Raw genomic sequence first — 24,820 nt, forward strand, 5'->3', positions numbered from 1 at the left:
CCATGCGCCACATCAACCGCTATCCCCGGCAGGGAATGCGCCTGACGCTGATGCTGTTACCTTTTGTATTGCTAATCGCCGTCTGGTTTATCAGTTCGGCGGTGCGTCTGGAAGCGAATCCTCAGGACAAACTGCTGCCCGGCCTGTCGCAGATGATTGCGGCCATAGACCGGATGGCGTTTACCCCGGACAAGCGCAGTGGGGAGTATCTGCTGTGGGTGGATACATGGATTAGTTTAAGTCGTTTACTGACAGGCCTGGCGATCTCGTCGCTCATTAGTCTCTGCATCGGGATTGCGGCGGGCGTTTTCCCGATGACTCGTGCGGCACTGTCACCGTTCATGACCGTCGTGTCGATGATCCCGCCGCTGGCGCTGCTGCCGATGTTGTTTATCGTCTTCGGGCTGGATGAGCTGTCAAAAGTAATGCTGATCGTTATCGGCATTACACCCATGCTGGCGCGCGATCTGGAACATCGGGCCAGGGAAATCCCCGCGGAGCTGTTTATTAAAGCACAAACCCTGGGGGCGAACAGCTGGACGGTGGTGCTGCGGGTCGTGCTGCCGCAACTCTTATCACGGCTGATCACCTCACTGCGTCTGCTGCTGGGATCCGCGTGGCTCTTTTTGATCTCCGCTGAGGCCATTTCCGCGACCGCCGGGCTGGGATACCGCATTTTCCTGGTCCGCCGCTATATGGCGATGGATGTCATTATTCCGTATGTCATCTGGATCACGCTGCTGGCGTGGTTGATGGATCTCGCGCTGCGTCAGCTGCACAAAGCCTGTTTCCCCTGGGCGGAAGGAGGCCGGGAATGAGTTTTATCGATATCAAAAATATCTGGCAGGAGTATGGCGACCACGTGGTGCTGGAACGCATCAATCTGCAGGTGAAAGAGGGTGAGTTCTGCTCGCTGGTGGGCGCTTCCGGCTGCGGTAAGTCGACATTTTTACGCCTGCTGCTTGGTCAGGAAAAACCAACGCGAGGATCGATCACGCTGGATGGCGAGCAGCTCTCCGCGGAGCCCGATCGCAGCCGAGGCGTGGTTTTTCAACGCTATTCGGTTTTTCCCCATCTCAACGTGCTGGATAACGTCGCCATTGGCCTCGAACTTCCGGCGTCACCTTTTACCGGACGGCTTTTTGGCGCACGGAAACGCCAGGCCCGTGACCAGGCAAAACAGATGCTGGAGAAAGTCGGTCTGGGCCATTCACTGGATAAATATCCGGCTCAGCTTTCCGGCGGAATGCAGCAGCGACTGGCGATTGCTCAGGCATTTGTGATGCAGCCGCGCGTGCTGCTGCTGGATGAGCCGTTTGGCGCACTGGATCCCGGCATTCGCAAAGATATGCATGCACTGCTGCTGCAGCTCTGGAGCGAAACCAGGATGACGGTGTTTATGGTCACGCACGATCTGGCCGAAGGCTTCAATCTGGGTACCCGGCTGCTGGTGTTCGACAAAGTGCGAATCGATCCACAGGCCCCCAATGCATGGGGCGCGCGTATCACTTATGACATCCCGCTCAATGAAACGCGCCTCTCTCAGCTGGCCACCGGCAGCAAAAACAACATTTATCCCCTTAAGGAGATCGCTCAATGACAGAACTTTTTCATTCAGCCCCGAGCCTGCGCGAAGAGCTGCTGCCAGGCGGAGCGCATACCTCGCTGATTCTGCGTAAAGGGCAGATTCTGCGCCTGACCGACATCGAGGGCGGCGCGAACGTCAGCATGATGATGCTCAATCCGCACGAGAAAAGTGAACGGCTGAATCTGCCTGATACCCTGAAAGGTCAGCACACCGCGCACCTGACCACCGGTCACTGTTTCTATTCAGACATGGGACGTGTGATGGCTGCGATCGTCGCGGATAGCTGCGGCTGGCACGACCCGTTTGGCGGCGTACTCAACGCGGCGGAAACACAGGATAAGTATGGAGCAGGCCGCTACCAGGAATTGCGCAACGGCTTCTATCGCAACGGTACAGATAATCTGCTGGTGGAAATGGGCAAATGGGATCTGGGCCTGGAAGACCTGCTGATGGTCGTCAACTTTTTCAGCAAGGTCACAGTGGATGAAGAGGGCCGCTTTCGGTTCAGCGCACGCAACAGCCATGCAGGCGACTTCGTCGAACTCTATGCGCCGATGGACGTGCTGATGGTGCTGACTGCGCTGCCACATCCGCAGGATCCCGCCACTGACTATCTTCCGCGCCCGGTCCAGCTGAGCTGGTATCAGGCGGACGATATGCAGACTGTGAGCAAAGCAATGGTCACTCGCGGTGAAAACCAGCGCGCATTTCAAAATACCCAATTTTTTGCCCTGTAAGGAGGCTGCGATGACACTAATCCACTCTGATCGTCGTCCTGAAGATGCTGTCTATCGCCACGAGATCCCGGCAGGCGAGCCGTGGTTGTTTGAAGTGAAAAAAGGGCAAACGCTGCGCCTGCTCGATCTCGAAGGCAATCAGGCGATTGATACTCTTTTCTATAACACTGATAACCCGCGGGAACGCTACGATCCTCAGCGCACTCTGCGTCGTCAGGGAAAAGTCTATCTGACTACCGGCAGCGTACTCTATTCAAATCTGGGTAATCCGCTGCTGACGATCGTTGCTGATACCTGTGGTCGCCACGATACCCTCGGCGGTGCCTGCTCGCAGGAGAGCAACACTGTGCGCTATGCCCAGGATAAGCGCTATATGCACAGCTGTCGGGATAATTTCCTTTGCGCCTGCCTGCACGATGGTCGTCTGCATAAGCGCGATATCGGCGCCAACATCAATTTTTTTATGAACGTTCCGGTGACACCCGAAGGCGGCCTGACGTTTGAGGATGGGTTATCTGCGCCCGGCAAATACGTTGAACTGGTGGCGGCGTGTAACGTGATGGTGCTGATCTCCAACTGTCCGCAGCTGAACAACCCCTGCAACGGCTGGAACCCGACACCCGCCGAAGTGCTGGTCTGGAACTAAGCCAGCCTGCTGAGGCTGAGCATGTTGCCGGCCGCACGTTTTGAGCCAGTCAGCCCCGGGGACGGCCCCAGGGAATATCGAATGTTGCGGGACGACCCGCATCCCTGAGAGTTCGCTTATGTTTGATACCTTACTGATTGCCAATCGCGGTGCTATCGCCTGTCGTATTCTGCGCACGCTGCGTGCCATGCAGGTGAAAGGCGTTGCTGTTTACTCCGAAGCTGACCTGAGCAGTTTACATATCCGCGAAGCCGATGTGGCGCTGAGCCTGGGCGAGGGGCCTGCCGCACAAACTTATCTGATGACGGATAAAATTATCGCCGCCGCGCAGCAAAGCGGGGCCAAAGCGATTCATCCTGGCTACGGTTTCCTGTCAGAAAACGCCGCCTTTGCCGAAGCGTGTGAAGCTGCGGGACTGATTTTTGTCGGTCCTGCGCCTCAGCAGCTGCGGACGTTTGGCCTGAAGCACACCGCCCGCGCACTGGCGAGAGCAGAAGGCGTGCCGTTGCTGGAAGGCAGTGAATTACTGGCAGATGTCAGCGAAGCGCATCATGCCGCAGAGAGTGTTGGCTATCCGGTGATGCTCAAAAGCACAGCGGGCGGCGGCGGCATTGGTATGCGCGTCTGTCGTGATGCGCAGGCGCTGTCAGATGCGTTTGAAACCGTACAGCGGCTGGGCCAGAACAACTTCAGCGATGCCGGGGTGTTTCTCGAAAAATATATCGAACGTGCCCGGCATCTTGAAGTGCAGATATTTGGTGACGGCAAGGGCGAGGTCATCGCACTGGGCGTCCGCGACTGCTCGATTCAGCGACGTAATCAGAAAGTGATTGAAGAGACGCCAGCCCCGAATCTGCCCGCAGGCATGGCTGAGGCCTTGTGTTCGGCGGCCATCGCCCTGGGAAAAGCGGTGAATTACCGCAGCGCCGGCACAGTGGAGTTTGTTTATGACGGCGCGGCGCAGCAATTCTATTTCCTCGAAGTGAATACGCGCCTGCAGGTTGAACATGGCGTGACAGAGCAGGTCTGGGGCGTTGATCTGGTGAAGTGGATGATTGAACTGGCCGCGGGCGATCTCCCCTCACTGACTGCTTTAGCCGCCACGCTGAATCCACAGGGCCATGCCGTTCAGGCACGAATCTATGCGGAAGATCCGGGCCGCCAGTTCCAGCCATCGCCTGGACTGTTAACCGAGGTCGCCTTTCCGGCGGCAGACGGTAAAAACCTGCGCATTGACCGCTGGGTGGAGGCGGGGTGCGAAGTTCCGCCATTCTTCGACCCGATGCTGGCAAAAGCCATCGCCTGGCGACCGACACGCGATGAAGCCATCGCGACCCTGGCACAGGCACTCTCGGAAACCCGTCTCTATGGCGTTGAAACCAACCGCCTCTATCTGTTACAGATTTTAGCTTTTTCTCCCTTCACAGCGGGGGAACCCTGGACCCGCTGCCTGGAGCAACTCAGCTATCAGGCGGCAACGGTTGAAGTGCTGAGTGCCGGAACCCAGACCAGTGTTCAGGATTATCCCGGACGTCTGGGATACTGGGCGGTCGGTGTGCCGCCGTCTGGACCGATGGATGATCGTGCTCTGCGTCTCGGCAACCGACTACTGGGCAATGCCGAGGGGGACGCCGCGCTGGAGATCACCCTCAACGGACCCACACTGAAATTTAATACAGAGATTCAGGCGGTGATTTGTGGCGCATCGCTGAGTGTTACGCTGGATGGTGTTGAACAGGCGATGGACTCTGTATTTACTATCCCGGCTGGCTCAACCCTGAAGCTGGGCGCGATGAGAGCCGCGGGCGTCAGAAGCTATCTCTGCCTGCGTGGTGGCATTCAGGTGCCTGACTATCTGGGCAGCAAAAGCACCTTTACTCTGGGCCAGTTTGGCGGACACGCAGGACGTGCGCTGCGTAGCGGCGACGTGCTGCATCTGGCTCCGCAAGCCGCAATCCCAGACGGCGCAGAACTGCCCGCTGCACTGCGCACAGATCTCGCCAAAGTACGCACACTGCGTGTCATTTATGGCCCTCACGGTGCACCGGAGTTCTTTGCACCGGATTATATCGCGACCTTCTTTGCCACAGAATGGGAAGTGCACTTTAACTCAAGCCGCACCGGCGTACGTCTGATTGGGCCAAAGCCGATCTGGACCCGCGACAGCGGCGGCGAGGCAGGGCTGCATCCCTCGAATATTCATGACAACCCTTACGCCATCGGCGCAGTCGATTTTACCGGCGATATGCCGGTAATCCTGGGGCCGGATGGCCCGAGTCTCGGCGGGTTTGTCTGTCCGGTGACGGTCATTGAAGCGGATCTGTGGCAACTGGGACAGCTCAAAGCCGGTGACAAAGTGCAGTTTGTAGCCGTGGATATCCCGACAGCACGTCGATTGGCCCAGAGCCGTCTCAGCGAGCTCGCAACGCTTAAGCCACACGAGACAGCGTGGCATCCTGCGCCGCTGACGTCGCCCATCGTAATGACCTGCGGCGAAGCGGATAAACGTCTGGTGGCGCGTCTCTCTGGCGATACGCATCTGCTGCTGGAGGCCGGCGAGCCTGAGCTGGATCTGGTGCTGCGTTTTCGCATTCATGCATTAATGCAGGCGCTGGAAGCGCAGGGCCGTAACGGCATAATTGATATCACGCCGGGAATTCGCTCGCTACAAATCCACTTTCAGCCGGAAACGCTCACGCTTAGCGTACTGCTGACGTGGGTGCGGGGTGAGTGGGAGACGGTCTGCATGAGTGATGACCTGCAGGTGCCCACACGCGTGGTGCATCTGCCGCTCTCCTGGGACGACCCGGCCTGTCAGAAAGCCATCGAAAAATATATGACTACCGTGCGCCCGGACGCGCCATGGTGCCCGAGTAATCTTGAGTTTATCCGCCGGATAAACGATCTGCCGGATGAGCAGGCCGTCTGGAACACGGTGTTTGACGCCAGCTATCTGGTAATGGGGCTGGGTGATGTCTATCTGGGTGCGCCAGTCGCCACACCACTGGATCCTCGCCATCGCCTGGTGACGACGAAATATAATCCTGCCCGCACCTGGACGGCGGAAAACTCGGTTGGCATCGGCGGCGCGTACCTGTGTGTGTATGGCATGGAGGGACCAGGCGGTTATCAGTTTGTGGGGCGCACACTGCAGATGTGGAATCGCTATCATGAAGTCGCCGATTTCGGTGGCAAACCCTGGCTATTGCGCTTCTTTGATCAGATCCGTTTTTATCCGGTCTCTGCGGAGGAACTGTTGCAGATTCGCCGCGATTTTCCACTTGGTCGCTATCCGCTGCGTATTGAGCACAGCACGCTGCGGCTGGCGGAGTATCAGGACTTCCTCATACGTGAAGCGGAGAGTATCGGCGAGTTTCGCGATCATCAGCAAAACGCATTCAATGCTGAACGGGATCGCTGGATAGCCAGCGGCCAGGCGCATTTCGACAGTCAGGAAACGGTGGCGGATGAAGGCGGCGATGCACCGCTGCAGCCGGGTGAGCAGGGGGTTGAAAGCCCGGTATCCGGCAATTTATGGCAGGTACAGGCGACGGCGGGCAGCAGGGTTCGGGAAGGGGATGTCCTGGTCGTGCTGGAGTCGATGAAGATGGAGATCCCGCTTCTGGCCCCGTGCGATGGTATTGTTCAGCAGGTCAGCGTACAGCCAGGCAGCGCAGTCCGTGCAGGGCAGCGCGTGGCAGTCATCACTGAGGACAATGCGTAACGATGCTTATAGCGTAGTGACATAAAGGTGTGACAATACTATCCTGCGCCCGCCGGCGGTTACCTCTGGCGGGCGCAGGCATTTACGTTCACCGGCTATCAGCGACCTGCAGCCTGTTCGTTTAACCAGCCGATCAGTGCTTCACTGCCAGGCTGGCTCATCGTGCGTTGTGGCCAGGCGAGGAAATAGGGTTTGCTCAGTGGCAGGAAAAGATCATCCACTACCACCAAATCGCCACGCGCCAGTTCGGGCGCGATAAGGCGTCGTTGTCCCAGCAGCAATCCCATACCCGCAACAGCCGCATCAATCGCCAGTGAAGTCAGATTAAAACTAAAGGCGGGCTGCGGCAGCGGTTCGTCCATGCCTTTGGTCTGAAACCAACCCGGCCAGTCCGGCAGAAAACGGCCTTCATTTCCCCAGTCGAGATGGATCAGCGGTGCCTGACTCAGAACCGTTTCCGGCGCAAAGCGTTGCAGCAGCGCCGGACTTGCCACCGGCAGCACCTCATCATGAAACAGTTTCAGCTTATCCAGTTGCGGGTAACGATCTTCACCGAAACAGATCACGAAATCAGCGGGCATGGCGGTGAAATCGACCTGAGAATGCGTGCCATATAATGAGAGATCAATATTCGGGCAATGATCGCGCCAGCTCGCCAGTTGAGGCAAAAGCCATTTGGATGCCAGCGCCGGTAATGCGTAAACCGTGAGTTTTGGTGCACTGGCCGCATGGCGAATATTTTGCTGGCCAAGATGCAGGATATCAAAGGCCTCGGTGACATAGCGCAGATACTCTTTTCCGGTTTCGGTCAGCATGACACCGCTCTGCGTGCGTAAAAACAGGGCGCTGCCGAGTTGCTCCTCCAGCTGGCGAATCTGCTGACTGACCGCCGCCGGCGTTAAGGCCAGCTGGGCGGCGGCTTTTGCCAGGCTTCCCAGCTCGGCGGCCACCTTGAATGACTGTATGACGCTGATTTTTGGCAACCTTGGCATTTGGGCAGGCATTAACGCTTCCTTATCAGGGCAGTAAATTTTTATCGTTACGCAGTGTGGCAGGCGACAGGTAGAGTAACATTACACCTGCCCATCGTGAGAAATGTTGCTATGTCTGGTTCCCTTGTTCGTCTCGATCTTCATCCGCTGGCCGACCACGGCTGGCGTCAACGCTGTCGTGAGCAATTAAACCAGTCTGGCGCGCTGGTACTGCGTCAGTTTTTAAAACCACAGGCTTTAGAGGCGATCATCGAAGAGGGCAATGCGCAACGTCATCTGGCCTATCATACCCGCAGCAAACACAATGTGTATCTGATGAAGCCTGATGAGGCTTTCTCAGCCAATCACCCGCGTAATCGGGATGTGCTCAGCACCAAAGGCTGTATTACTGATGATCTGATCGCTGCCGATTCGCCGTTGCGTCAGCTTTATAATGATGACCTGTTCCAGCGTTTTCTGTGCGATGTGCTGGGTGAGGATGCGCTCTATCCCTACGCGGACCCGCTTTCCTCGATCAACCTGCACTATGCGCCTCACGGACAGGAGCTGGGCTGGCACTTCGACAACTCCTCCTTTGCTATCACCTTGCTGGTCCAGAAACCGCTGGCGGGCGGCATATTTCAATACGTGAAAGATTTGCGGGATGCCGATGCCGGTGAGATGAACTTTGCAGGGGTTGAAGCCGTTCTTGATGCACGCCAGCCGGTTAATGAGCTGGAGATTGATGCCGGGGATTTGGTGCTGTTTCGTGGCCGTAATTCACTGCACCGGGTGACCCCAACTGAAGGCGAGGTCACCCGGATGCTGGCGGTACTGGCCTACAATACTCAGCCTGACATTGCTTTATCCGAAACTGCGCGTATGACCTTCTACGGCAAATTATAACATCAGGGCGTGTCTGTAAGGGCACGCCAGCCACGCTGGAAAATCTGCTGCGTACGAAACGCCACTAACGCACGCCAGTCCTCATCGGCGGGCCAGAATCCCTCTACCAGTTGTTGCTTCACTGCCTGACCTGCCGCACTGGCGGGTTCGCCATAGAGATGCAACCAGTGATCTTCACGCACCCGCTGATGCATATCCTGGCCCTCGTAAGTTCCACACTCCACGACCAGCGGCAATATTTGCGTCTCCGCCAGCGACGTCAGCAGATATTGCGACAGATATCCGGTCGCCGTTGCCGTCACGCCCGTTACGCTGTCACGTCCGGCACCGGTGAATAACAACGTCAGCCACTCCCCGTAAATGACTTTGCCCCAGTCGTGAGCAGCATAACGCTGCTCTGCAATTGAGAGCAGCATCGGATGGCCCCATGCGCCAGCGCCGGTATGAAGATCGAAGCTGACAATGATTTTCGCAACCGAGAGATGCTGTTCGATGATCGCCTTCATCGTAAGATGAGACCAGCCGGGCTGATGCCCGCCGAAGAAAAAGCCATCTGCAAACGTATATTGTCCCGCTTCCACCACGCGTTTAACTGACTGCCAGCCCACGTTGTCCATCGCCTCAGTCAGTTGCCGGTCTGCGCTGACACGGTCGCCATGATAAATAGCGTGCCACTGCGCATATTCCGGGTTATCAGGAACCGGTTGACTGAAGTTGATAAAGTTACGGTTGAGGTCGATGTTGTCTTCGTTCACGCGCCGTAAATGCGCCGCACCCCATGGATTGAGCAGATGAACAAGCAGCAATGCGGTGTCAGCAGGTATTTTATCCAGCGAATCGAGCCACGCTATCTGACAATCCGAACCATAATAGCCTTCAACGCCATGTGTGCCAGAGACGACCAGCATCAGACGCGATGCGCTGGCGGGTCCCAGTCGTGCCACATCCGTATATAGCGCTTCGCCCTGCGGACCCGGAAGAGGATGCCGATATGAGGTTATCGCAGCACCTTTGCGCTCCACTGCGGCCATAAAGCGTTCACGCTGAACGCGGTAGTCGGGCAATGCCATAGTCTCTACCTTCCCGAATTCGTCACACAATAGTAATCAGGGATAAACCTTGAATTTAAAGTACTTTTTAGTGAGCTGATCATAAGTTCCGTTTTTATGAAGCTCAGCCAGTGCCGTGTTGATCATCTTCAGATTCGCTTCATCGCCTTTGCGTAACGCAATACCTACGCCATCACCAAAAATGACTTTATCCACCAGTGTTCCTTTAATGGCGTACGTCTTGCCTTCCGGTGAGGTAAGGAATCCCTGTTCAGCGGAGACCGCATTCGCCAGGCTGCCATCAAGACGTCCGGCGACCAAATCGGGATAGACTTCCATCTGATTAGGATACGAGACGATTTTGACGCCTTGTGACTCCCATTTAGTTTTGGCGTACGTTTCCTGGATGGTGCCCTGAGCCACACCGATGGTCTTACCGCGCAGAGAAGCAACGTCGGTCGTCAGCTTGCTGTCAGCCGGTGCCAGCAGGGCACTTGGCGTGTTATACAGCATGTCGCTAAACGCCACCTGCTGACGGCGCTTATCGGTCATCGACATAGCTGACAGGATGGCATCAAATTTCTTCGCCTGAAGAGCAGGGATGCTGCTATCAAAACCCATTTGCACCCATTGGCACTTCACCTTTGCCTGAGCACAGATGGCATTACCAATATCTATATCAAAACCCTGTAATGACCCATCAGCCGCCTTAGATTCAAACGGCGGGAATGTAGGGTCCACACCAAAGCGCAGCGTTTGCTGTGCCCATGCACCCTGGGTGAACGCGGTAAGCGAAAACAGTAATGCGAGAGATAAGCTCTTTTTCATGTTTTATTTCCCGAAGGCTGGTGAATTTAAGCACGACACCTTAATCAAATAACATGCAGGTTCATTTCCCGCCAGAGATAAGCAGCATTCATCCAGAGTAAAATCTTATAATATTAAGTGAGTTAGCGAATCTTTGTACGGCGTTAAATTTTGCTTAATGCTGATGGTAATTTCAGATATAAATCGGGATGAGGGTCTGGGCCTGCTCAGGTCAGGCAACAGCAAAAATCAAAGCTCTGATTCAGAATTCTGGTTTTAGAAGAGGTTTGTTTTGTCAGGCAGTAGCGGATTTATCAAAGCAGATAGATTACGCAGAAAGTACGATTTAAAAACGAATCTTTTTCAGAGGGCATTCAGAGCTCATGTTCGGGGGTTATCAGCAGGTTGCCCAGGATGGCCAGGTCAGCTTTGCCTCTATACCATTGATGCGCACAATCTATCTTATGTTAAATTACAGATGCCAGCGTGACTCCTGTTACCCTTCCATACCTGAATAGCTCAATGACGTTCAAAACTGACTAAGGCCGGTTTCTTCTTAGTCAGGACCTTACTTAACATCCAAGGCCAGACAAGACAACTTGTGGTCGATTATGTAATGATTCAGGAAATTTACAGCTCTGGTTCTGTACCTATGCTCTCAGTGCCTTTTCCTGTCATTACCCTGCTTGCTTTATTTTTGCTGATGGCAACAGTCTTTTCTGGCAAACCATGCAATAACGGCGCACTGCGTTTCCTTTCGGCCTGCATCATCCTGGTTTCACTGAATACCATTCGCTGGGAATACGATTCTCACTTTCTGAGGGATTTGCAGTCTGTTATGGCCATGCTATTACCTGCGATTGCATGGCACACTTTTGTCCCACTTAACGACAACAAACGCAAACATGACTTATTCGTCATGATTGTGCCAGTCCTCGTATCGCTGGCGATCAGATTGGTTTGGGCTCCTGTGACTGACTTCATTCTCAGCCTGCTTTTTTTCAGCTACGGCGTTGGACTGCTCAAAAAAGCTTTTGTGAATGAGCAAAAACTAAAATTCAATCGCCTGAAAGAGATCCCTCAGCAAGCTAGCCTGACGTTCTTCGCAGGAAGCTTTCTCTGCCTGTCGGCACTGACAGATCTTCTCATCGCAATTGATTTTGATATCAGTGGCGGAAAGCATGCCGCTTTAATAATTCTCATCACTCAACTTTTGCTCTTACCGATTGTTGGTGTGATTATTTACAACTTCATAAATTCGCATCAACAATTTGAGCCAGATATCAGGCAGGAAAAAGATACCACCGATGAAAAAGCGCCAGCAGCTGATATGACTGAGTTATATATTGTGCTGGAAAAAAAGATCCATGAATCTGAGCTCTATCTTGATCCCAATCTGACCCTGGCTCTTCTGGCAAGAAAAACCGGCGTACCCGCCCGCAATTTTTCTGCAGCGGTTAACTCTGTCAAACAATGCAACGTTTCTCAGTGGATCAATGGGTTCAGGGTTGAACGGGCAAAAGAACTCCTGCTTAGCACATCATTACCCGTTACCCATATCATGCTGGAGTCCGGATTTATGACTAAATCGAATTTTAATCGTGAGTTTCAGCGGCTTTCAGGACTTTCGCCGCGTTTATTTCGCCAGCAGGCGCTTGATAATTCAGTACAGAATTCAGAAAAACTGTAATTTCAGTCGTTATCGTCTGATGCAGCGCGGTTCTGTCCGCGTCCTTATCGTCATGGCAAACAATGCCATCGCCCGGAGATTCATCATCAATAATTTTCTCTGCACCGGGTTTACATATTTGCATAAAACTGAAGTGTGTTGCGCCTTTAATGAGGATGTATTTCCGCAATGATACACGCATTTGATTAGCAAGATATTCAGATTCCTCAGGCGCTGGAAGTTCGCCCACCATACCGTTGCCTGCCGCCAGAATAAGTACGGGTATGTTAATTTTGCTAAGGCTTACGGGCGTAAAACCTGGTGCTAAACCAGCATCAAGTGACACGACGGCTTTAATTCTTTTATCTTGCCAGTCAGATAAAAAAACGTTGCGGGCTGAAGCGTCATCTATTCCAAGCCTGGTTGTCAGTTTACAGTCTCCGCGAAGTACGTGTCGCTGACAGTCATGCAGGAGGCGTAACGGATCAAAACGTGCACCAGCCAGCGACATGACTGTCCATCCGCCAAGTGAATGACCTGCTGCAGCTATGCGCGCCGGGTCTACTGTGCCAGTTAATTCTGAAGATTGACTGACGAAATCAATTACCCGTGAAATTTCACCAGGGCGCCGCCATAGTTTTCTGGCATCTTCAGGATTGTGGTTAAAAGTCGTCGTGCCGGGATGATCAGGTGCAGCCACAATATATCCCTGCGCGGCCATTGCTGAAGCAAGCCAGGAGAGATTCCTCCAGCTGCCATTAAACCCATGTGAAATGAGTAAAAGTGGATGTTTTCCAGATGCGGGTACAGCATCTCGGATAATGTCCGTGCCGACAAAGGCGGCGTTCCCTCCAACCGTTTCACTGACTCCTTTTTGGACCGCCGCCGGATACCAAACGGCTACGTTCAGGGGCACTCCCTGATCCCCTTTTAATGTCACCTGGCGGAAGCCTGGCGTTGCATGAGCCTGCAAAGAGATGATTAAAACCGATAATGCGATAAACGCTGCTCTGAACAACATGATGAATGCCCTGCTGTGATGAATGAGCCCTATTAATAACGGGCAGCAAGGCACCGATGCGTCCTTTTACACGATCCAGGTCTTTAAAAGTGCAAAAATGGCGGTTAATTATGCAGCCATCCAAACTTGATAGCGGCGACAATACACCATGGCGGGTCAGAATCTTCCAGCAGTAGTAATTATGAAGTTACAGAAATCATTGACCCTCTCCTGAAAAAAGCCCCGACACAATATGCCGGGGCGTTCTGCTATTACTCTTTCGCTATCGGCGTCTCACTCACATCAATCTTTGTATCACCCTGAATAGTTTTAATGCGTTTCTCAACGTCATTCACCTGCTGGCTGTTATGCAGCAAGGTATAGGTCAGATCAAACGCCGTGCTGGCACCGGGCTGCAATTGCTTAACGCGTTTCTGTTCGCGCTCAATCGTGACCGGATAAGCATAACTGGTGCCCGGCTCAATACCGGTCACGTAGCCCTGTTTTAAGGTGTCGGTATTTTTCCACAGCGTAAGCATTGGAAGCTGGCGGGTATCAAACTGAATGGATGCGCCGCTGTTTCCGGCTTTATTTATCACTGCAGCCACGGTCTGATGATTACTGTCAGAAAGGGGTTTGATGTTGAATACCATCTCATCGAAGTCTTTGGTCGGCCCTTTGTAAGTCTGCCAGTCTTTTAATCCGGCTTTTGCGTAATCATTAAACGGGCTGATGCCGGACATCGGTGCCAGGAAACGTGCACCCTCTTCAAGAATAGGCTTACCGAAGTTGCTGTGATAGATGATCTGGTAATCGTGCGGATAGTCAGCGTGATTAGTTAACACATCATGCAGGCTGAAGCTGTTACTGCCTGGCACGTAACGCAGTTCGGTCATCGTCTGCAAATCGGTTTTCTTGAAGGTGCTCTCTTTAATCAGGCCACGAATACGGATTTCATGGGGCGCTGCATCTGCCACTTCAACTTCCAGTTGTGAAACCGGCGTGTTACCTGCTTTACCGTGCAGGGTGTAGATGCGGCCCTGGTCAGTCACCGGATGACCGGTCCATTCGTAGCCGCAGCGCACCATCATTTCATTGAAACCGTCCAGCCAGCCCAGGCCGTTGCGGCTTTCCAGATTGATGTAAGCAGGATTGACCACCTCTTTGACCGGTGAATCCCAGCCCATACGCGTACCAAAGCCTTCGACGCGCAGCAGGTTCATGCCACGGGTGGGACTGAGCGTGATAGTCAGGCCATCCTGACTGCGAATCGTCAGCGTTTTACTGCCTTCCTGTTTGCCGCCGTGCAGAACTTTTTGCTCGATGCTGAACGGCTTGCCCTGAAACTTCAGCTCACTACTGGAAATCTGCCAGTTTCCCTGATCTGTGCCCTCTTCAGCACTCGTCAGCACCCATGTTTTTGCGGCTGCAGAACCAGAAACCAGAACCGCTACTACCGTTAACGCCAGTTTAATTTTCATTATTTACCTCATTTGCTGAATCGTTTTTTCATACGTTAAGCGGAATTTACTGGTTGAGGCTCACCAGAAACGTGACGACGCTCACCTGCCGGTAAATCGGCAACGTCCAGAGGAATAAATGCGGGTTAAATCACATAATTAAGCAGCCAAAAAGGAATAATCGCGACCAATTTAATGTTAAATCCGGACTTAGCTGTATTCGATTCAGCTTTGTGAGCATTTCCCTGACCCTTTCAGCCAGACCACCTAAATCGAATAAATCGTAAAAATATTTCAAAACCCCGCAACTTTTTCCATTTTTGAACGAACCTTTTATCAGAGACGTCAGGCAACCCCGTCTGTTCGTCAATGGAGAGAGAAATGCCAATGAAAAACACCCTGAAAACCCTGGCCGTCGCTACGCTGCTGGCACTGAGTGTTCCGGCAACATCTGCCTTTGCGGCGTTACAGGTCGGTGAAAAAGCGCCAGACTTCAAACTCGACGCCGCACTGGCGGGTAAATCGACCACCTTCTCTTTGCAGCAGGCTCTGAAGAAAGGCCCGGTTGTACTCTACTTCTTCCCGGCGGCGTTCAGCGCTGGCTGCACGCTTGAAGCGCATGATTTTGCCGAAGCGTCCGATGAATTTAAAAAACAGGGTGCGACCGTGATTGGTGTCACTGCCGGCAATACCGATCAGATTGCTAAATTCTCTCAGCTGGAATGCCGTGACAAATTCACCGTGGCAGCCGATCCTGGCGCTAAAGTGGCGGCTGAATACAAAAGCACCATGGAGATGAAAGGTCAGAAACTGTCCGACCGCACCTCTTATGTGATCGCGCCGGATGGCAAGATTCTGCTGAGCTTCACCGACAAAAATCCTGATACGCATATTCAGAAAGCGATGGATGCTGTTAAAAAATATCGTCAGGCCAATCCGGCATAACTTCATCTTCTGAGCAGGTATATCATGCTGACTGCGATTGCAGCTGCCTTTCTGGGTGGCATTATTCTGAACCTCATGCCCTGCGTGTTTCCGGTAATCTCGCTGAAAGCACTGAGCCTGATCCGCCATCACGAATCGCCCTCTCACGCCCGCGCAGAGGGCCTGGCATTTCTGCTGGGCGTGGTCCTGACGATGGTCGCCCTGGCAGCACTATTACTGCTGGCCAGAGCGGGTGGTACGTCCGTTGGGTGGGGATTTCAGCTGCAATCGCCGCTGGTCATCGCCGCGTTAATTCTGGTGATGCTCGGTTCAGCACTGAATCTGCTCGGTCTGTTTGAGGTCGGCTTGTCGGTTCAACGCGTTGGCGAAGTGGGCGGCAATCGTGCAGGGTTAATGGGTTCAGCCCTGACCGGTGCACTGGCCATCATCGTTGCGACGCCCTGCAGTGCGCCATTCATGGCCAGCGCGGTGGGTTATGCCCTCACCCAGCCTCCGCTGATTAGTCTCATTATCTTTATTTCGCTGGCGCTGGGCTTTGCTGCGCCTTTTACCCTGATATCGTTCTTCCCGGTGCTGGCGCGCATATTGCCTAAACCGGGGGCCTGGATGATCACGCTGAAACAGGGCCTGGCGTTTCCTATGCTGGGCGCGGTGGGCTGGCTGATTTGGGTTCTGGAACGTCAGGCAGGCTCGGCAGCGCTGGCGGCGATTCTGGTCTGTTGTTTGCTGTTTAGTTTTGCCGCCTGGCTGTATGGCATGGCACAGAAACGCCGTATGATGGGACAGCGCCATGTTGTAATGCATGTTGCAACTGTGTTCTTCCTGGCACTCGTCGTCGTGCCTTTGCTGAACCTGAACCGTTTTGCCAGCGCGCCTGCTGAAACGGAAACCGCTTCACAGGCTGCAGCGACTGTCTCCTGGTCGCCGCAGAATGTCGACGCGATTAAAGGTCAGGGCAAGCCTATCCTGGTGAATTTTACGGCATCATGGTGTATTACCTGCCAGGTAAACGATCGCACTTCACTTTCGACGCAGGCGGTCAAGGCCGCAATGGCGCGGACGAATACCATTTACATGGTTGCAGACTCCACCAAATATAATCCTGATGTTGAACAGGCGCTGAGTGATTTCGGACGCGGCGGATTGCCGCTCTACGTGGTCTACCCGGCTGATGGCGGTAAACCGGTAGTACTACCGCAGGTCCTGACGCCGGGTATTGTCATTTCTGCGCTCGATCAGGCAACGGAAAAAGGAAAGAAAACCTGAGACGATTGACTAAGCGATTTCCTGGGACGTTTCCAGGCCACTGTCACTGTGTGCTGAACTGCTGATGACGAATGTCAGAGACTGATCCACGCGCACAGCAGTGGCCTGCCCTGATGGCACGGGCGCAGGCGGGCGACAGAGCAGCCTATAACCAGTTACTGAAAGCGATGGTTCCGGCCATCCGTGCATTAGTGTGCAAAAAAATCCGTGACGAGGTGCTGGTCGAAGATGTGATTCAGGAGACGCTGCTGGCGATCCATCGGGTTCGCCACACCTACGATCCGCAGCGCCCGATACTGCCCTGGGTTGCAGCAATTGCTTCTGCACGGACCATTGATACGTTGCGTCAGCATGGTCGACGTCAGGAAGTACAGGATGAGGAAGCGCTGCAAAAACGCCCGGCTGAAAGCAGTGAACTCCAGTCTGATAACGATATCCTCTCCGGTTATCTGGATATCCTTCCGCTACGCCAGCGGGAGATTGTCGAATCCGTACATCTGCGTGAGCAGAGTCTGGCGCAGGCAGCTGCTGAAACCCATCAGTCTCTCTCAGCGGTTAAATCCCTGTTGCATCGCGCAATGGTCAATCTTAGAAAATATGGACGGGGTGTGCATGAGAAATCATGACCAGTTAATTGATCAGCTCAGCGCCTCTGCGCAGCCGGTGCAGCGCGTCTGGCCTGTGGCCTGGCGCGTCGCGGGCTGGATCGCGCTTGCCCTCCCTTGTGGCGCGTTGACCAGTTGGGCGTTTCACAGCCGGTTTACTGACTGGTCGCAGCCCGGCGCGTTTTTCGCGCTGGTTGCCGTACTGCTGTCTCTCATCATCGCGGGAAGCACACTTGCGGCAGCCTTTACGTTGAGCATTGCAGGCAGGAAACCGATCAGTCCGCGCTGGCCGCTACTGCTGGCTGTTTTGTGGCTGGGGCTAAATCTGATCAATATGTCACCTGAAGCCCCGCCAGCAGGTGCTGGTCGGTTTGGTGAGGGGATACACTGCTATCTGTTTATGCTGTCTGCCAGCGTGCCGATGATGTTGATGTCGGTGATCGCCCTGAAACGCACCCGTTCACTTTATCCCGCGCGCAGTCTCGCGCTGAGCGGCTGTGGCTGCGCGTTTACCTCATCAATGCTGCTATCGCTGTGTCATGACACTCATCTGCATATTGTTGATTTCTCAATGCATCTTGCCGCAGGCATTACTATTGTGGCGCTGACGGTGCTGGCCGGACGCCGCTGGATTCAGCTGGGAAAGTAATGACTTTGTTTATTACTCTGCGACCAGCTCAATCAGGTTTCCGTCAGGATTATGCCGGGCGGGCAGAGACATAAGATCACGGACGGCACGGTCGGACAAACCGCGATCGACCAGATCCCGGGAATTCTGTCTGATCAGGCATTTATTGGCGGCTGTGCCATGAATCCGGAGGCCGGGCTGACCGGTTTTAACGGCGCGATTTATCGTGGCGAAATGGCATGAAATCGCAACGCGGGTCGTGGAATAAAAGCGTGATAAACAACGGCATGAGGTGTTTGAGGCTGAAGAGAGGGGTGTGAACCTGCGCAATGTTCAGCACGGAATCAACTCGCTCCTGCCGGCGCGCGACAGAGGTCTGCGAACACCACGCAGAAGCGAGCCTGCTTCAGGTTACAAATGCGCCGCGAACCACGACGTCTGCACCTTAATCACTGATGCAAAGTGATGACCGCTGTAAATATCGTAATGACGGGCCTCTTCGGCCACAAAGAGCTGCTTATTGGTTGCGGCTACCGCATCAAACAGCGCACGCCCTTGTTCCGGCGGATTCACGCTATCCTGACCGGCGACCACGACCAGTGTCGGACAGGTGACCTTCGCGGCATTGATCGCGGGTTTGTAGTGCAGCGTTTCCCGGACGGTTAAAAACGGGATTTTGATGTCCATTTTCGGATGCTTATGCCGGTTCTCCTCAAAGAACGCTTTTGACTCTTCATCGTTCAGCACGCGAGTAATGGCCACAAACATCTCTTTGCCACTGTTCTGCCGCTTTTGATCCATCTTCTCCAGCGTAGCAATAAAGCCCGCCTTCTCCGTCGCGTCCAGTTGCCCGGTGACAATCTCTTCCCCATCCGCAAAGGCGAGCTGGCTGACAACACATTTCACATCCGGGTTATTCGCTGCCGCGCCAAAGATGTGACATCCGCCAAAAGACGTGCCCCATAAACCTATTCTGCTCGGGTCCAGCGCCGGTTGCTGTTTTGCCCATGTGATGACCGAGAGAATATCAGCGATCTGCATCGCAGGCACCAGACGACCCCGCTCGCCTTCGCTGTCACCAAATCCACGGTAGTCAAATGTCAGTGTCGCGAAACCTGCCTGGGTAAACGCCTCTGCGAACGCAGGCAGTAAAATCTCACGGATTCCGCAAAAGCCGTGACACAGAATAATCACCGGGGATTTAGTGGTCGCTGTGGGCTGACGCAGCGTCAGCACAATGCCTTCCGGAAGAGTGTGGGTAGATAATTCCATCGTGAGTCATGCTCCTTGCTGAGGTTAAAGGTCAGAAAGTTCAGCTAGCACCCTTTCACATCCGCACCGTTTTTACTTAGATCCAGATCAGACTGCTGACACCTTTTGTCTGAAATGCGGACAAATCCGCCTCCGATGCTGCTAAAACCCGGGCTTTGGCGTAGGCTGAAAGCTGGGTGTTTCATTACACAGGAGATCATTATGCAGAATGAAATGACAGCGCAATGCCACTGTGGTGCCGTTGCCTATAAGGTGACGCTAAAGGATGGCTTTAACACGGTGCGCCGATGCAACTGCTCGTTTTGCCGGATGCGCGGCGCGGTAGTGGTGTTTGCAACCAACGTTGAGCTGACGCAGGGTGAAGCGCACCTCACAGAATATCGCTTCAACAGCAAAGAGGTGGGCCACTACTTCTGCTCCGTCTGCGGCATTTATACTTTTCATCAGAGCCGCTCACAGCCCGATCAATTTGGGGTTAATGTCGCCTGTCTTGAGGGCGTTTCACCGTTTGATTTCACGGATGTGCCGGTCTCTGATGGTATCAACCACCCTAAAGATGGCGGCGCGGGCGGTGTAGCCGGTCATCTGGTCTATACCCCCACGCAATCCTGAACTACCGCTGCCTTTACTACTCCCGGCTAGGCTTGCCGCTAAAGCGTGTGATTGGCTTCTCCTCTTCACGGTCAATCTGCTGAGAGAAAACCTCGAGTGCCGCGAAGAGTGGCCGCAGTCCACGCCACAGATCCTCATCATTAAGTAAGCGGATGATGCCACGGATGCCCGGCGCGGCTTTTTCCTGCCGCGCCTCATCCCGAGCCGGCTTAACGGCCATTGCAGCATCACGCACCGCCAGCAGCAAGTGATTAAAACGCTCTGGCGGCACGCTGCCCAGCGTCATCATCAACAGTGACAGGTTTTGCAGCGCATTTTGGGTGCCGGGCTGATTGAGACCTGAGACCAGAATTTTCCCCACGTCATTATTTGATTTAACGAGATCGTTCGCCAGCCGCAGAAAACCGTGCTGGTGGAGATTTTCAAGCAACTCGTCCATTGCCTCCCGGGCAGTGGGCTCGGTGCGTGTGGGCGGGACCTGATACTTCATCCGTTCTGCCATTAAAATTTCTCCGGTTTTTCGACATGTTCAGGCGGTTCACGATAGCCTGCCTGCTGCCATTTCTGCTCAATCGGCAGGTGATCCAGGGGTGTTCGGCTACCATGACGGAAATTGTGTAGCGGCACCGGATTAGGCTGCGGGCGTCGATCGACACGCGTCATGTTGACAGCGATCTCTTTGTAAGCGGGCGTGTTGACGTCAGGATCGTGATGTTCACCAGTCAGTGCATTAACGCCATCAGTACCATGATGAATTGGCATGAACAGCACGTTACCCGCCACACGGTCTGTAATAACCACTGGCACATCCAGCGATCCCCGACGCGAGGTAATCCGTACCCACTCACCTTCAATGAGCGCGCGCGAGGCTGCAAGTTCCGGTGAGATCTCAACAAAGGCATTAGGCGACAATGACATCATGCGGCCACCCTGCCCGGTCTGATTCATTGACTGGAAATGCTCCAGCATTCGGCCATTGTTCAGCAGCAGATTGTATTCGGCATCCTCCTGCTCAGCGGGCGGCTGCCAGCTCAGCGGATAGAGGCGCGCTTTACCATCCGGGAAATTGAACCGTTCTGTATAGAGACGGGGTGTGCTTTCACCTTCAGCGTTGACCGGCCAGAGTTGCGACTGCCAGCCGGCGAGTTGCTCATAACTCACACCCGCGAAAATCTCTGCAATGCCCGCCACTTCGGCCATAATCGCGCCGGGATTCGGGTAATGCCATGGATGTCCAAGACGCGCCGCGAGATCGGTAAAAATCTGCCAGTCAGGACGACAATCACCCAGTGGCTTCATGGCAGGAGTAAAATGCTGAATGCGCCGCTCGGTATTCACAAAGGTGCCCTCTTTCTCCACGCTGGGCGCACCGGGCAGCACGACATCGGCAAATTCGGCGGTACGCGACATAAAGATGTCCTGAACCACCATAAATTCCAGCTTGCTGAAGGCGGCATGCACCGATGTGGCGTCGGCATCCGCAAACGCTGTCTCTTCCCCGGTGATGTACATTGCACGGATTTTACCTTCACCGGCCTGCTGCACCATTTTGAAGTTATCGGCGCCAGCCTTATCGGAAAGCGCATCAGGAGAGACGCCCCACGCGCGCGCCCATTTTTCCCGGATCGACGCGTCGGTGACTTTTTCATAGCCCGGATAGCGATTGCTGAGGCAGCCGAAATCACTGGCGCCCTGCACATTGTTGTGACCGCGCATCGGATAGCCGCCCGTGCCAGGCCGACCATAGTTGCCGGTGACCAGCAGCAAATTCGATAGCGCGGTACTGGTGTCTGCTCCGTGGCTGTGCTGGGTAATCCCCATCGCCCACAATATGCAGGCGCTACCCGCGTGTCCGATCATCTCCGCCGACTCTTTGAGTTCGGCTTCACTCAGACCGCAAATCTCGCTGGCATAGTCGAGCGTAAAGGTATCAAGCGAGGTGCGATACTCTTCTAGCTGATTAACCCGCTGTGCCAGAAACGCATCATCGGCATAACCGTGGTCGAACATATATTTCGCCATCGCCGAGGCCCAGACCAGGTCCGTGCCAGGTCGGATGCGCAGATAGCAGTCCGCCCGTTCCGCCATTTCATGACGACGCGGATCGACAACCAGCAGTTTCTGACCGCGATGTTTGTGGCTCTGTTTGATGTGGGACGCAATCACCGGATGGTTCTCGGCCAGATTACTGCCGACCAGCACAATCAGTTCGCTCTCCTGCAGATCCTTTATCGTTCCCGCATCACCGCCGTAGCCCACGGTGCGAAACAGCCCTTCTGTCGCCGGGTTCTGACAATAGCGCGAGGAGTTGTCGACATTGTTAGTGCCAAAGATTAAGCGGGCGATTTTCTGAGTAAGATAGGCTTCTTCGTTGCTGGCTTTGCTGGAGCCAATAAAGCCAATCGCATCGCCACCATAATTCTGCGCGATGCCCTGCAATCCTTCAGCTACCCGCTGCAACGCCTCATCCCAGCTGGCGGGCCGGAACCGGCCATTTTCGCGGATCAAGGGCGTCGTCAGACGCGCCGGGCTATTAACAAAATCCCAGCCGAACTTACCCTTAACGCAGGTAGAAATGCCATTAGCGGGCGCGTCCGCCACCGGCTGAATTTTCAGTATGTGACGATCGCGAGTCCAGATCTCAAAGCTGCAGCCCACGCCGCAATAGGTGCAGACCGTTTTAGTGCGTTTAATCTCCGACTGCCTCAGCGCCACATCGATGTTGGAGACGCCAGTAATCGGCCCCATGCCAATACTGTTTTCCATCGTTTTGACAAAATCAATCAGCGGGCGCTTCAACCCCTCATCCATTGCAGTGAACGGACCCGCATCAGGCTGCATGGTCTTTTCCAGTAATGCATTACACGGACACACTGTGACGCAGTGTCCACAGCTGACGCAGCTGGAACCGGCGATTTCTGTGCCGCCATCCCAGAGCACGCGGGGATGTGCCTGGGTGTAGTCAATAGAGAGTGTCTCATTGACCTCCACATTCTGGCACGCCTCGACGCAGCGACCGCATAAAATGCACTGGTCAGGATCGTAGGTATAAAACGGGTTAGAGTGATCTTTGGCGTAGGGTTTGGGCTGATGAGGATAGTACTGAATCGGAATGTGCATATCAGCCACGGTATTATGCAGCGTGCAGTCACCGGTGTTGTGTTCACAGACGGTGCAGTAAAGCTCGTGACGGTTGAGCAGTCTATCCATTCCCTCCTGTTGCGCGGCCCTCAGCGCAGTACCTTCACTCTGTACCGAGAGCCCCTCTTCAGTGCGAAGCGTGCAGCCGCGAACCCGCTCGCCATTGGCATCCACCCAACAGACATCACAGCTTTGCAGCGGCGGCAACGCCGGGTGGTAACAGACATGAGGTAGTTTTTTCCCGTGAGCATCCAGAAAGTCGATTAGCGGTTGATTAGCTAACCCTTTTAACCGTTCACCATTAAAGAGAATGGTGCAGTAATTTTCACTCATATAAGCCTCATGGCGTCATTGCGAATAGCGTCCTGCTGGAAAAATATCCCTGAATTTAGAGGGTTGCTTCACAAGCTTAGTGAGGATTAGCAGCCGCACCATGAATACCGCTACGCTTATCAGGGTTACTTACTGACTGTTAAGGGTTTTTTAAATGTAATGACTTCTTACCACGTGAACCACGTCATGTTTTCCCTTACGGCAGGACGGCAGGAATCACCGTTATCGGCATTTTTGTATTGCTAAGCGATAAGCACCCGATGGCTGATGATAAGGTTAACTATGAAATGATTTGTATGTTGTAACTATATGGTGAGCAGTTTGATATTCCTTTCTGACCCCGTACAAACATCAGCATTAACCTGGTTCTCTCTCATTAAACCTGTCGATTAATCCACTATCGAATCCCTCTGGAATTTGTACCAGTTAATATCTGAATCCATTCAGTGCCGTCCCCATTGAATTGGGTATTAAGGCATGCTGAAACGGTTTAACCCGTTTGAACAGCTTATGGATTAATTACGCACCTGACCTGCACAGTTTTCCTTGTCATTATCCGATCATGAATACATTGCAATGATATGGCGTTTCAATAAAAACGTATGCGTTCTCTAGCCAGAAAGCCCTGAGCCACGCCACGGTAATTAGTGTATATTTTAGCCATTTCAATCAGTGAGTTATCCGAATTTTAACAAGCTGTTAATTATAAGATGATAATGATTTTCGTTATGGTAATATCCTCTTAACCCCGCCCGATGCCCTTTTATCCGGGTCTCTTTGCGCGTCATGCTTAATTCCGTGACCATTAAAACGCTGGCTGAAATGAGGTCTTTATGAATTCCATCGTATATATCGTTGATGACGACGCCGCGGTGACTTCTGCACTCACTAATCTCCTCATCGCCGACGATTACACGGTTATCTCTTTCTCTTCAGCTGATGATTTCCTGTCTCACGCGTTAACGCCCCTTCCCTGTTGCCTGATTCTGGATATTAATCTGCCTGGCGCAGATGGGTTTGATGTCGCCCAGGCGTTGATCGATCGTGGCTATGCTATTCCCACGATTTTCCTGACCGGCTTCGGGACCATTCCGGTCACCGTGCGGGCGATGAAAACTGGCGCTTATGAGTTCCTGACTAAGCCCGTCGAACCTGAGCGTATTTTGCAGGCGGTCGCGGAAGCCTTAAAGATTGCAGAGCAGAATCTGGCCTCTTCTCAGGAACGGCGGGAAATTGTGCAGCGGCATCAGACCCTGACGCCGCGTGAATCCGAGGTGATGCTGCTGGCGATTAGCGGTCTGTTGAATAAACAGATTGCTGCAGAGATGGGCGTCAGTGAAATTACGGCTAAAGTCCACAAGCGACGGGTAATGGAAAAAATGAATGCGCGTTCGCTCACCGATCTGGTGCGGGCGGCAGAGCGGCTCAATATTGAACATAGCCGACGCCGCTGAAACCCGG

General features: G+C 53.8%; 22 protein-coding genes. 14 read left to right on the forward strand and 8 right to left on the reverse strand.

Annotated elements, in window-relative coordinates; genetic code table 11:
* The first annotated feature begins 2 nt into the window (after positions 1–2).
* The 5 genes from AC6I77_RS20475 (at position 3) to uca (ending at position 6,695) form a co-directional block, all read left to right on the forward strand.
* The gene (locus AC6I77_RS20475) at positions 3–818 is read left to right on the forward strand and encodes an ABC transporter permease (protein ID WP_140033883.1); all 816 of its coding nucleotides are present in this window, start codon (positions 3–5) and stop codon (positions 816–818) included.
* Entirely contained in the window at positions 815–1,600 is a 786-nt protein-coding gene (locus AC6I77_RS20480) for an ABC transporter ATP-binding protein (RefSeq protein WP_003855148.1), read from the forward strand. Before AC6I77_RS20475 ends, AC6I77_RS20480 begins: the two co-directional genes overlap by 4 nt.
* Positions 1,597–2,325: an urea amidolyase associated protein UAAP1 gene (locus AC6I77_RS20485; protein ID WP_497817275.1), complete on the forward strand. Its 729-nt coding sequence runs from the start codon at positions 1,597–1,599 to the stop codon at positions 2,323–2,325. Before AC6I77_RS20480 ends, AC6I77_RS20485 begins: the two co-directional genes overlap by 4 nt.
* A gap of 10 nt (positions 2,326–2,335) precedes the next feature.
* Complete coding sequence (locus AC6I77_RS20490) at positions 2,336–2,971, forward strand: urea amidolyase associated protein UAAP2 (RefSeq protein ID WP_039661427.1); 636 nt, start codon at positions 2,336–2,338, stop codon at positions 2,969–2,971.
* A 118-nt stretch (positions 2,972–3,089) separates the two neighbouring features.
* Positions 3,090–6,695: an urea carboxylase gene (gene uca, locus AC6I77_RS20495; protein ID WP_497817276.1), complete on the forward strand. Its 3,606-nt coding sequence runs from the start codon at positions 3,090–3,092 to the stop codon at positions 6,693–6,695.
* 98 nt (positions 6,696–6,793) lie between these two features.
* On the opposite strand, the gene AC6I77_RS20500 is transcribed toward uca, so the two are convergent.
* Complete coding sequence (locus AC6I77_RS20500; protein ID WP_497817277.1) at positions 6,794–7,699, reverse strand: LysR substrate-binding domain-containing protein; 906 nt, start codon at positions 7,697–7,699, stop codon at positions 6,794–6,796.
* A 99-nt stretch (positions 7,700–7,798) separates the two neighbouring features.
* Here AC6I77_RS20500 and AC6I77_RS20505 point away from each other — a divergent pair, with 99 nt between their 5' ends.
* Complete coding sequence (locus AC6I77_RS20505; protein ID WP_497817278.1) at positions 7,799–8,572, forward strand: HalD/BesD family halogenase; 774 nt, start codon at positions 7,799–7,801, stop codon at positions 8,570–8,572.
* Positions 8,573–8,574: 2 nt separating this feature from the next.
* On the opposite strand, the gene AC6I77_RS20510 is transcribed toward AC6I77_RS20505, so the two are convergent.
* Together AC6I77_RS20510 and AC6I77_RS20515 are read right to left on the reverse strand one after the other, a co-directional pair.
* Complete coding sequence (locus tag AC6I77_RS20510) at positions 8,575–9,642, reverse strand: DUF2817 domain-containing protein (RefSeq protein WP_497817279.1); 1,068 nt, start codon at positions 9,640–9,642, stop codon at positions 8,575–8,577.
* A 36-nt stretch (positions 9,643–9,678) separates the two neighbouring features.
* Positions 9,679–10,449, reverse strand: a complete 771-nt coding sequence (locus AC6I77_RS20515; protein WP_003855153.1) for an ABC transporter substrate-binding protein — start codon at positions 10,447–10,449, stop codon at positions 9,679–9,681.
* Between the two features lie 595 nt (positions 10,450–11,044).
* Between AC6I77_RS20515 and AC6I77_RS20520 the strand changes: the two genes are divergently transcribed.
* Positions 11,045–12,118 carry a helix-turn-helix domain-containing protein gene (locus AC6I77_RS20520; protein WP_080601082.1) on the forward strand — a complete coding sequence of 358 codons (1,074 nt, stop codon included), beginning with the start codon at positions 11,045–11,047 and terminating at the stop codon, positions 12,116–12,118.
* Here the strand turns inward: AC6I77_RS20520 and AC6I77_RS20525 are convergent.
* The gene (locus AC6I77_RS20525; protein WP_497817280.1) at positions 12,024–13,118 is read right to left on the reverse strand and encodes an alpha/beta hydrolase family protein; all 1,095 of its coding nucleotides are present in this window, start codon (positions 13,116–13,118) and stop codon (positions 12,024–12,026) included. The genes AC6I77_RS20520 and AC6I77_RS20525 overlap by 95 nt on opposite strands.
* A gap of 251 nt (positions 13,119–13,369) precedes the next feature.
* Complete coding sequence (locus AC6I77_RS20530; RefSeq protein WP_497817281.1) at positions 13,370–14,578, reverse strand: aldose 1-epimerase family protein; 1,209 nt, start codon at positions 14,576–14,578, stop codon at positions 13,370–13,372.
* 360 nt (positions 14,579–14,938) lie between these two features.
* Here AC6I77_RS20530 and AC6I77_RS20535 point away from each other — a divergent pair, with 360 nt between their 5' ends.
* The 5 genes from AC6I77_RS20535 (at position 14,939) to AC6I77_RS20555 (ending at position 18,244) form a co-directional block, all read left to right on the forward strand.
* On the forward strand, positions 14,939–15,502 hold the full coding sequence (locus tag AC6I77_RS20535; protein ID WP_003855159.1) for a peroxiredoxin: 564 nt from the start codon (positions 14,939–14,941) through the stop codon (positions 15,500–15,502).
* Positions 15,503–15,526: 24 nt separating this feature from the next.
* The gene (locus AC6I77_RS20540) at positions 15,527–16,768 is read left to right on the forward strand and encodes a protein-disulfide reductase DsbD family protein (protein WP_497817282.1); all 1,242 of its coding nucleotides are present in this window, start codon (positions 15,527–15,529) and stop codon (positions 16,766–16,768) included.
* A gap of 71 nt (positions 16,769–16,839) precedes the next feature.
* Positions 16,840–17,394 carry a sigma-70 family RNA polymerase sigma factor gene (locus tag AC6I77_RS20545; protein ID WP_008924684.1) on the forward strand — a complete coding sequence of 185 codons (555 nt, stop codon included), beginning with the start codon at positions 16,840–16,842 and terminating at the stop codon, positions 17,392–17,394.
* Positions 17,381–18,022, forward strand: coding sequence for a DUF1109 domain-containing protein (locus AC6I77_RS20550; RefSeq protein WP_485523243.1), 642 nt, complete (start codon positions 17,381–17,383; stop codon positions 18,020–18,022). Before AC6I77_RS20545 ends, AC6I77_RS20550 begins: the two co-directional genes overlap by 14 nt.
* Before the next feature lie 51 nt (positions 18,023–18,073).
* On the forward strand, positions 18,074–18,244 hold the full coding sequence (locus AC6I77_RS20555; RefSeq protein WP_497817283.1) for a DeoR family transcriptional regulator: 171 nt from the start codon (positions 18,074–18,076) through the stop codon (positions 18,242–18,244).
* Positions 18,245–18,412: 168 nt separating this feature from the next.
* Here AC6I77_RS20555 and uilS read toward each other — a convergent pair whose 3' ends face one another.
* Positions 18,413–19,273 carry a UilS family quorum-quenching N-acyl-homoserine lactonase gene (gene uilS / locus AC6I77_RS20560; protein ID WP_497817284.1) on the reverse strand — a complete coding sequence of 287 codons (861 nt, stop codon included), beginning with the start codon at positions 19,271–19,273 and terminating at the stop codon, positions 18,413–18,415.
* A 201-nt stretch (positions 19,274–19,474) separates the two neighbouring features.
* On the opposite strand from uilS, the gene AC6I77_RS20565 reads away from it, so the two are divergent.
* The gene (locus AC6I77_RS20565) at positions 19,475–19,885 is read left to right on the forward strand and encodes a GFA family protein (RefSeq protein ID WP_003855170.1); all 411 of its coding nucleotides are present in this window, start codon (positions 19,475–19,477) and stop codon (positions 19,883–19,885) included.
* A gap of 16 nt (positions 19,886–19,901) precedes the next feature.
* On the opposite strand, the gene AC6I77_RS20570 is transcribed toward AC6I77_RS20565, so the two are convergent.
* Positions 19,902–20,387, reverse strand: a complete 486-nt coding sequence (locus AC6I77_RS20570; RefSeq protein WP_008924687.1) for a helical membrane plugin domain-containing protein — start codon at positions 20,385–20,387, stop codon at positions 19,902–19,904.
* Complete coding sequence (gene fdhF, locus AC6I77_RS20575; protein ID WP_039661418.1) at positions 20,387–23,359, reverse strand: formate dehydrogenase subunit alpha; 2,973 nt, start codon at positions 23,357–23,359, stop codon at positions 20,387–20,389. The genes AC6I77_RS20570 and fdhF overlap by 1 nt, the downstream gene beginning before the upstream one ends.
* A gap of 833 nt (positions 23,360–24,192) precedes the next feature.
* Here fdhF and AC6I77_RS20580 point away from each other — a divergent pair.
* Positions 24,193–24,813: a response regulator transcription factor gene (locus AC6I77_RS20580; protein WP_110411975.1), complete on the forward strand. Its 621-nt coding sequence runs from the start codon at positions 24,193–24,195 to the stop codon at positions 24,811–24,813.
* The last annotated feature ends 7 nt before the right edge of the window (positions 24,814–24,820 follow it).

This window comes from Pantoea sp. X-Soil-ISGK-259 (assembly GCF_059730705.1).

Excerpts from the sequence above, each read along its gene's own strand:
- AC6I77_RS20475 (WP_140033883.1), top strand. The coding sequence starts at position 3 with ATGCGCCACATCAACCGCTATCCCCGGCAGGGAATGCGCCTGACGCTG.
- AC6I77_RS20480 (WP_003855148.1), top strand. The coding sequence starts at position 815 with ATGAGTTTTATCGATATCAAAAATATCTGGCAGGAGTATGGCGACCAC.
- AC6I77_RS20485 (WP_497817275.1), top strand. The coding sequence starts at position 1,597 with ATGACAGAACTTTTTCATTCAGCCCCGAGCCTGCGCGAAGAGCTGCTG.
- AC6I77_RS20490 (WP_039661427.1), top strand. The coding sequence starts at position 2,336 with ATGACACTAATCCACTCTGATCGTCGTCCTGAAGATGCTGTCTATCGC.
- uca (WP_497817276.1), top strand. The coding sequence starts at position 3,090 with ATGTTTGATACCTTACTGATTGCCAATCGCGGTGCTATCGCCTGTCGT.
- AC6I77_RS20500 (WP_497817277.1), bottom strand. The coding sequence starts at position 7,699 with ATGCCTGCCCAAATGCCAAGGTTGCCAAAAATCAGCGTCATACAGTCA.
- AC6I77_RS20505 (WP_497817278.1), top strand. The coding sequence starts at position 7,799 with ATGTCTGGTTCCCTTGTTCGTCTCGATCTTCATCCGCTGGCCGACCAC.
- AC6I77_RS20510 (WP_497817279.1), bottom strand. The coding sequence starts at position 9,642 with ATGGCATTGCCCGACTACCGCGTTCAGCGTGAACGCTTTATGGCCGCA.
- AC6I77_RS20515 (WP_003855153.1), bottom strand. The coding sequence starts at position 10,449 with ATGAAAAAGAGCTTATCTCTCGCATTACTGTTTTCGCTTACCGCGTTC.
- AC6I77_RS20520 (WP_080601082.1), top strand. The coding sequence starts at position 11,045 with ATGATTCAGGAAATTTACAGCTCTGGTTCTGTACCTATGCTCTCAGTG.
- AC6I77_RS20525 (WP_497817280.1), bottom strand. The coding sequence starts at position 13,118 with ATGTTGTTCAGAGCAGCGTTTATCGCATTATCGGTTTTAATCATCTCT.
- AC6I77_RS20530 (WP_497817281.1), bottom strand. The coding sequence starts at position 14,578 with ATGAAAATTAAACTGGCGTTAACGGTAGTAGCGGTTCTGGTTTCTGGT.
- AC6I77_RS20535 (WP_003855159.1), top strand. The coding sequence starts at position 14,939 with ATGCCAATGAAAAACACCCTGAAAACCCTGGCCGTCGCTACGCTGCTG.
- AC6I77_RS20540 (WP_497817282.1), top strand. The coding sequence starts at position 15,527 with ATGCTGACTGCGATTGCAGCTGCCTTTCTGGGTGGCATTATTCTGAAC.
- AC6I77_RS20545 (WP_008924684.1), top strand. The coding sequence starts at position 16,840 with ATGTCAGAGACTGATCCACGCGCACAGCAGTGGCCTGCCCTGATGGCA.
- AC6I77_RS20550 (WP_485523243.1), top strand. The coding sequence starts at position 17,381 with ATGAGAAATCATGACCAGTTAATTGATCAGCTCAGCGCCTCTGCGCAG.
- AC6I77_RS20555 (WP_497817283.1), top strand. The coding sequence starts at position 18,074 with ATGCCGGGCGGGCAGAGACATAAGATCACGGACGGCACGGTCGGACAA.
- uilS (WP_497817284.1), bottom strand. The coding sequence starts at position 19,273 with ATGGAATTATCTACCCACACTCTTCCGGAAGGCATTGTGCTGACGCTG.
- AC6I77_RS20565 (WP_003855170.1), top strand. The coding sequence starts at position 19,475 with ATGCAGAATGAAATGACAGCGCAATGCCACTGTGGTGCCGTTGCCTAT.
- AC6I77_RS20570 (WP_008924687.1), bottom strand. The coding sequence starts at position 20,387 with ATGGCAGAACGGATGAAGTATCAGGTCCCGCCCACACGCACCGAGCCC.
- fdhF (WP_039661418.1), bottom strand. The coding sequence starts at position 23,359 with ATGAGTGAAAATTACTGCACCATTCTCTTTAATGGTGAACGGTTAAAA.
- AC6I77_RS20580 (WP_110411975.1), top strand. The coding sequence starts at position 24,193 with ATGAATTCCATCGTATATATCGTTGATGACGACGCCGCGGTGACTTCT.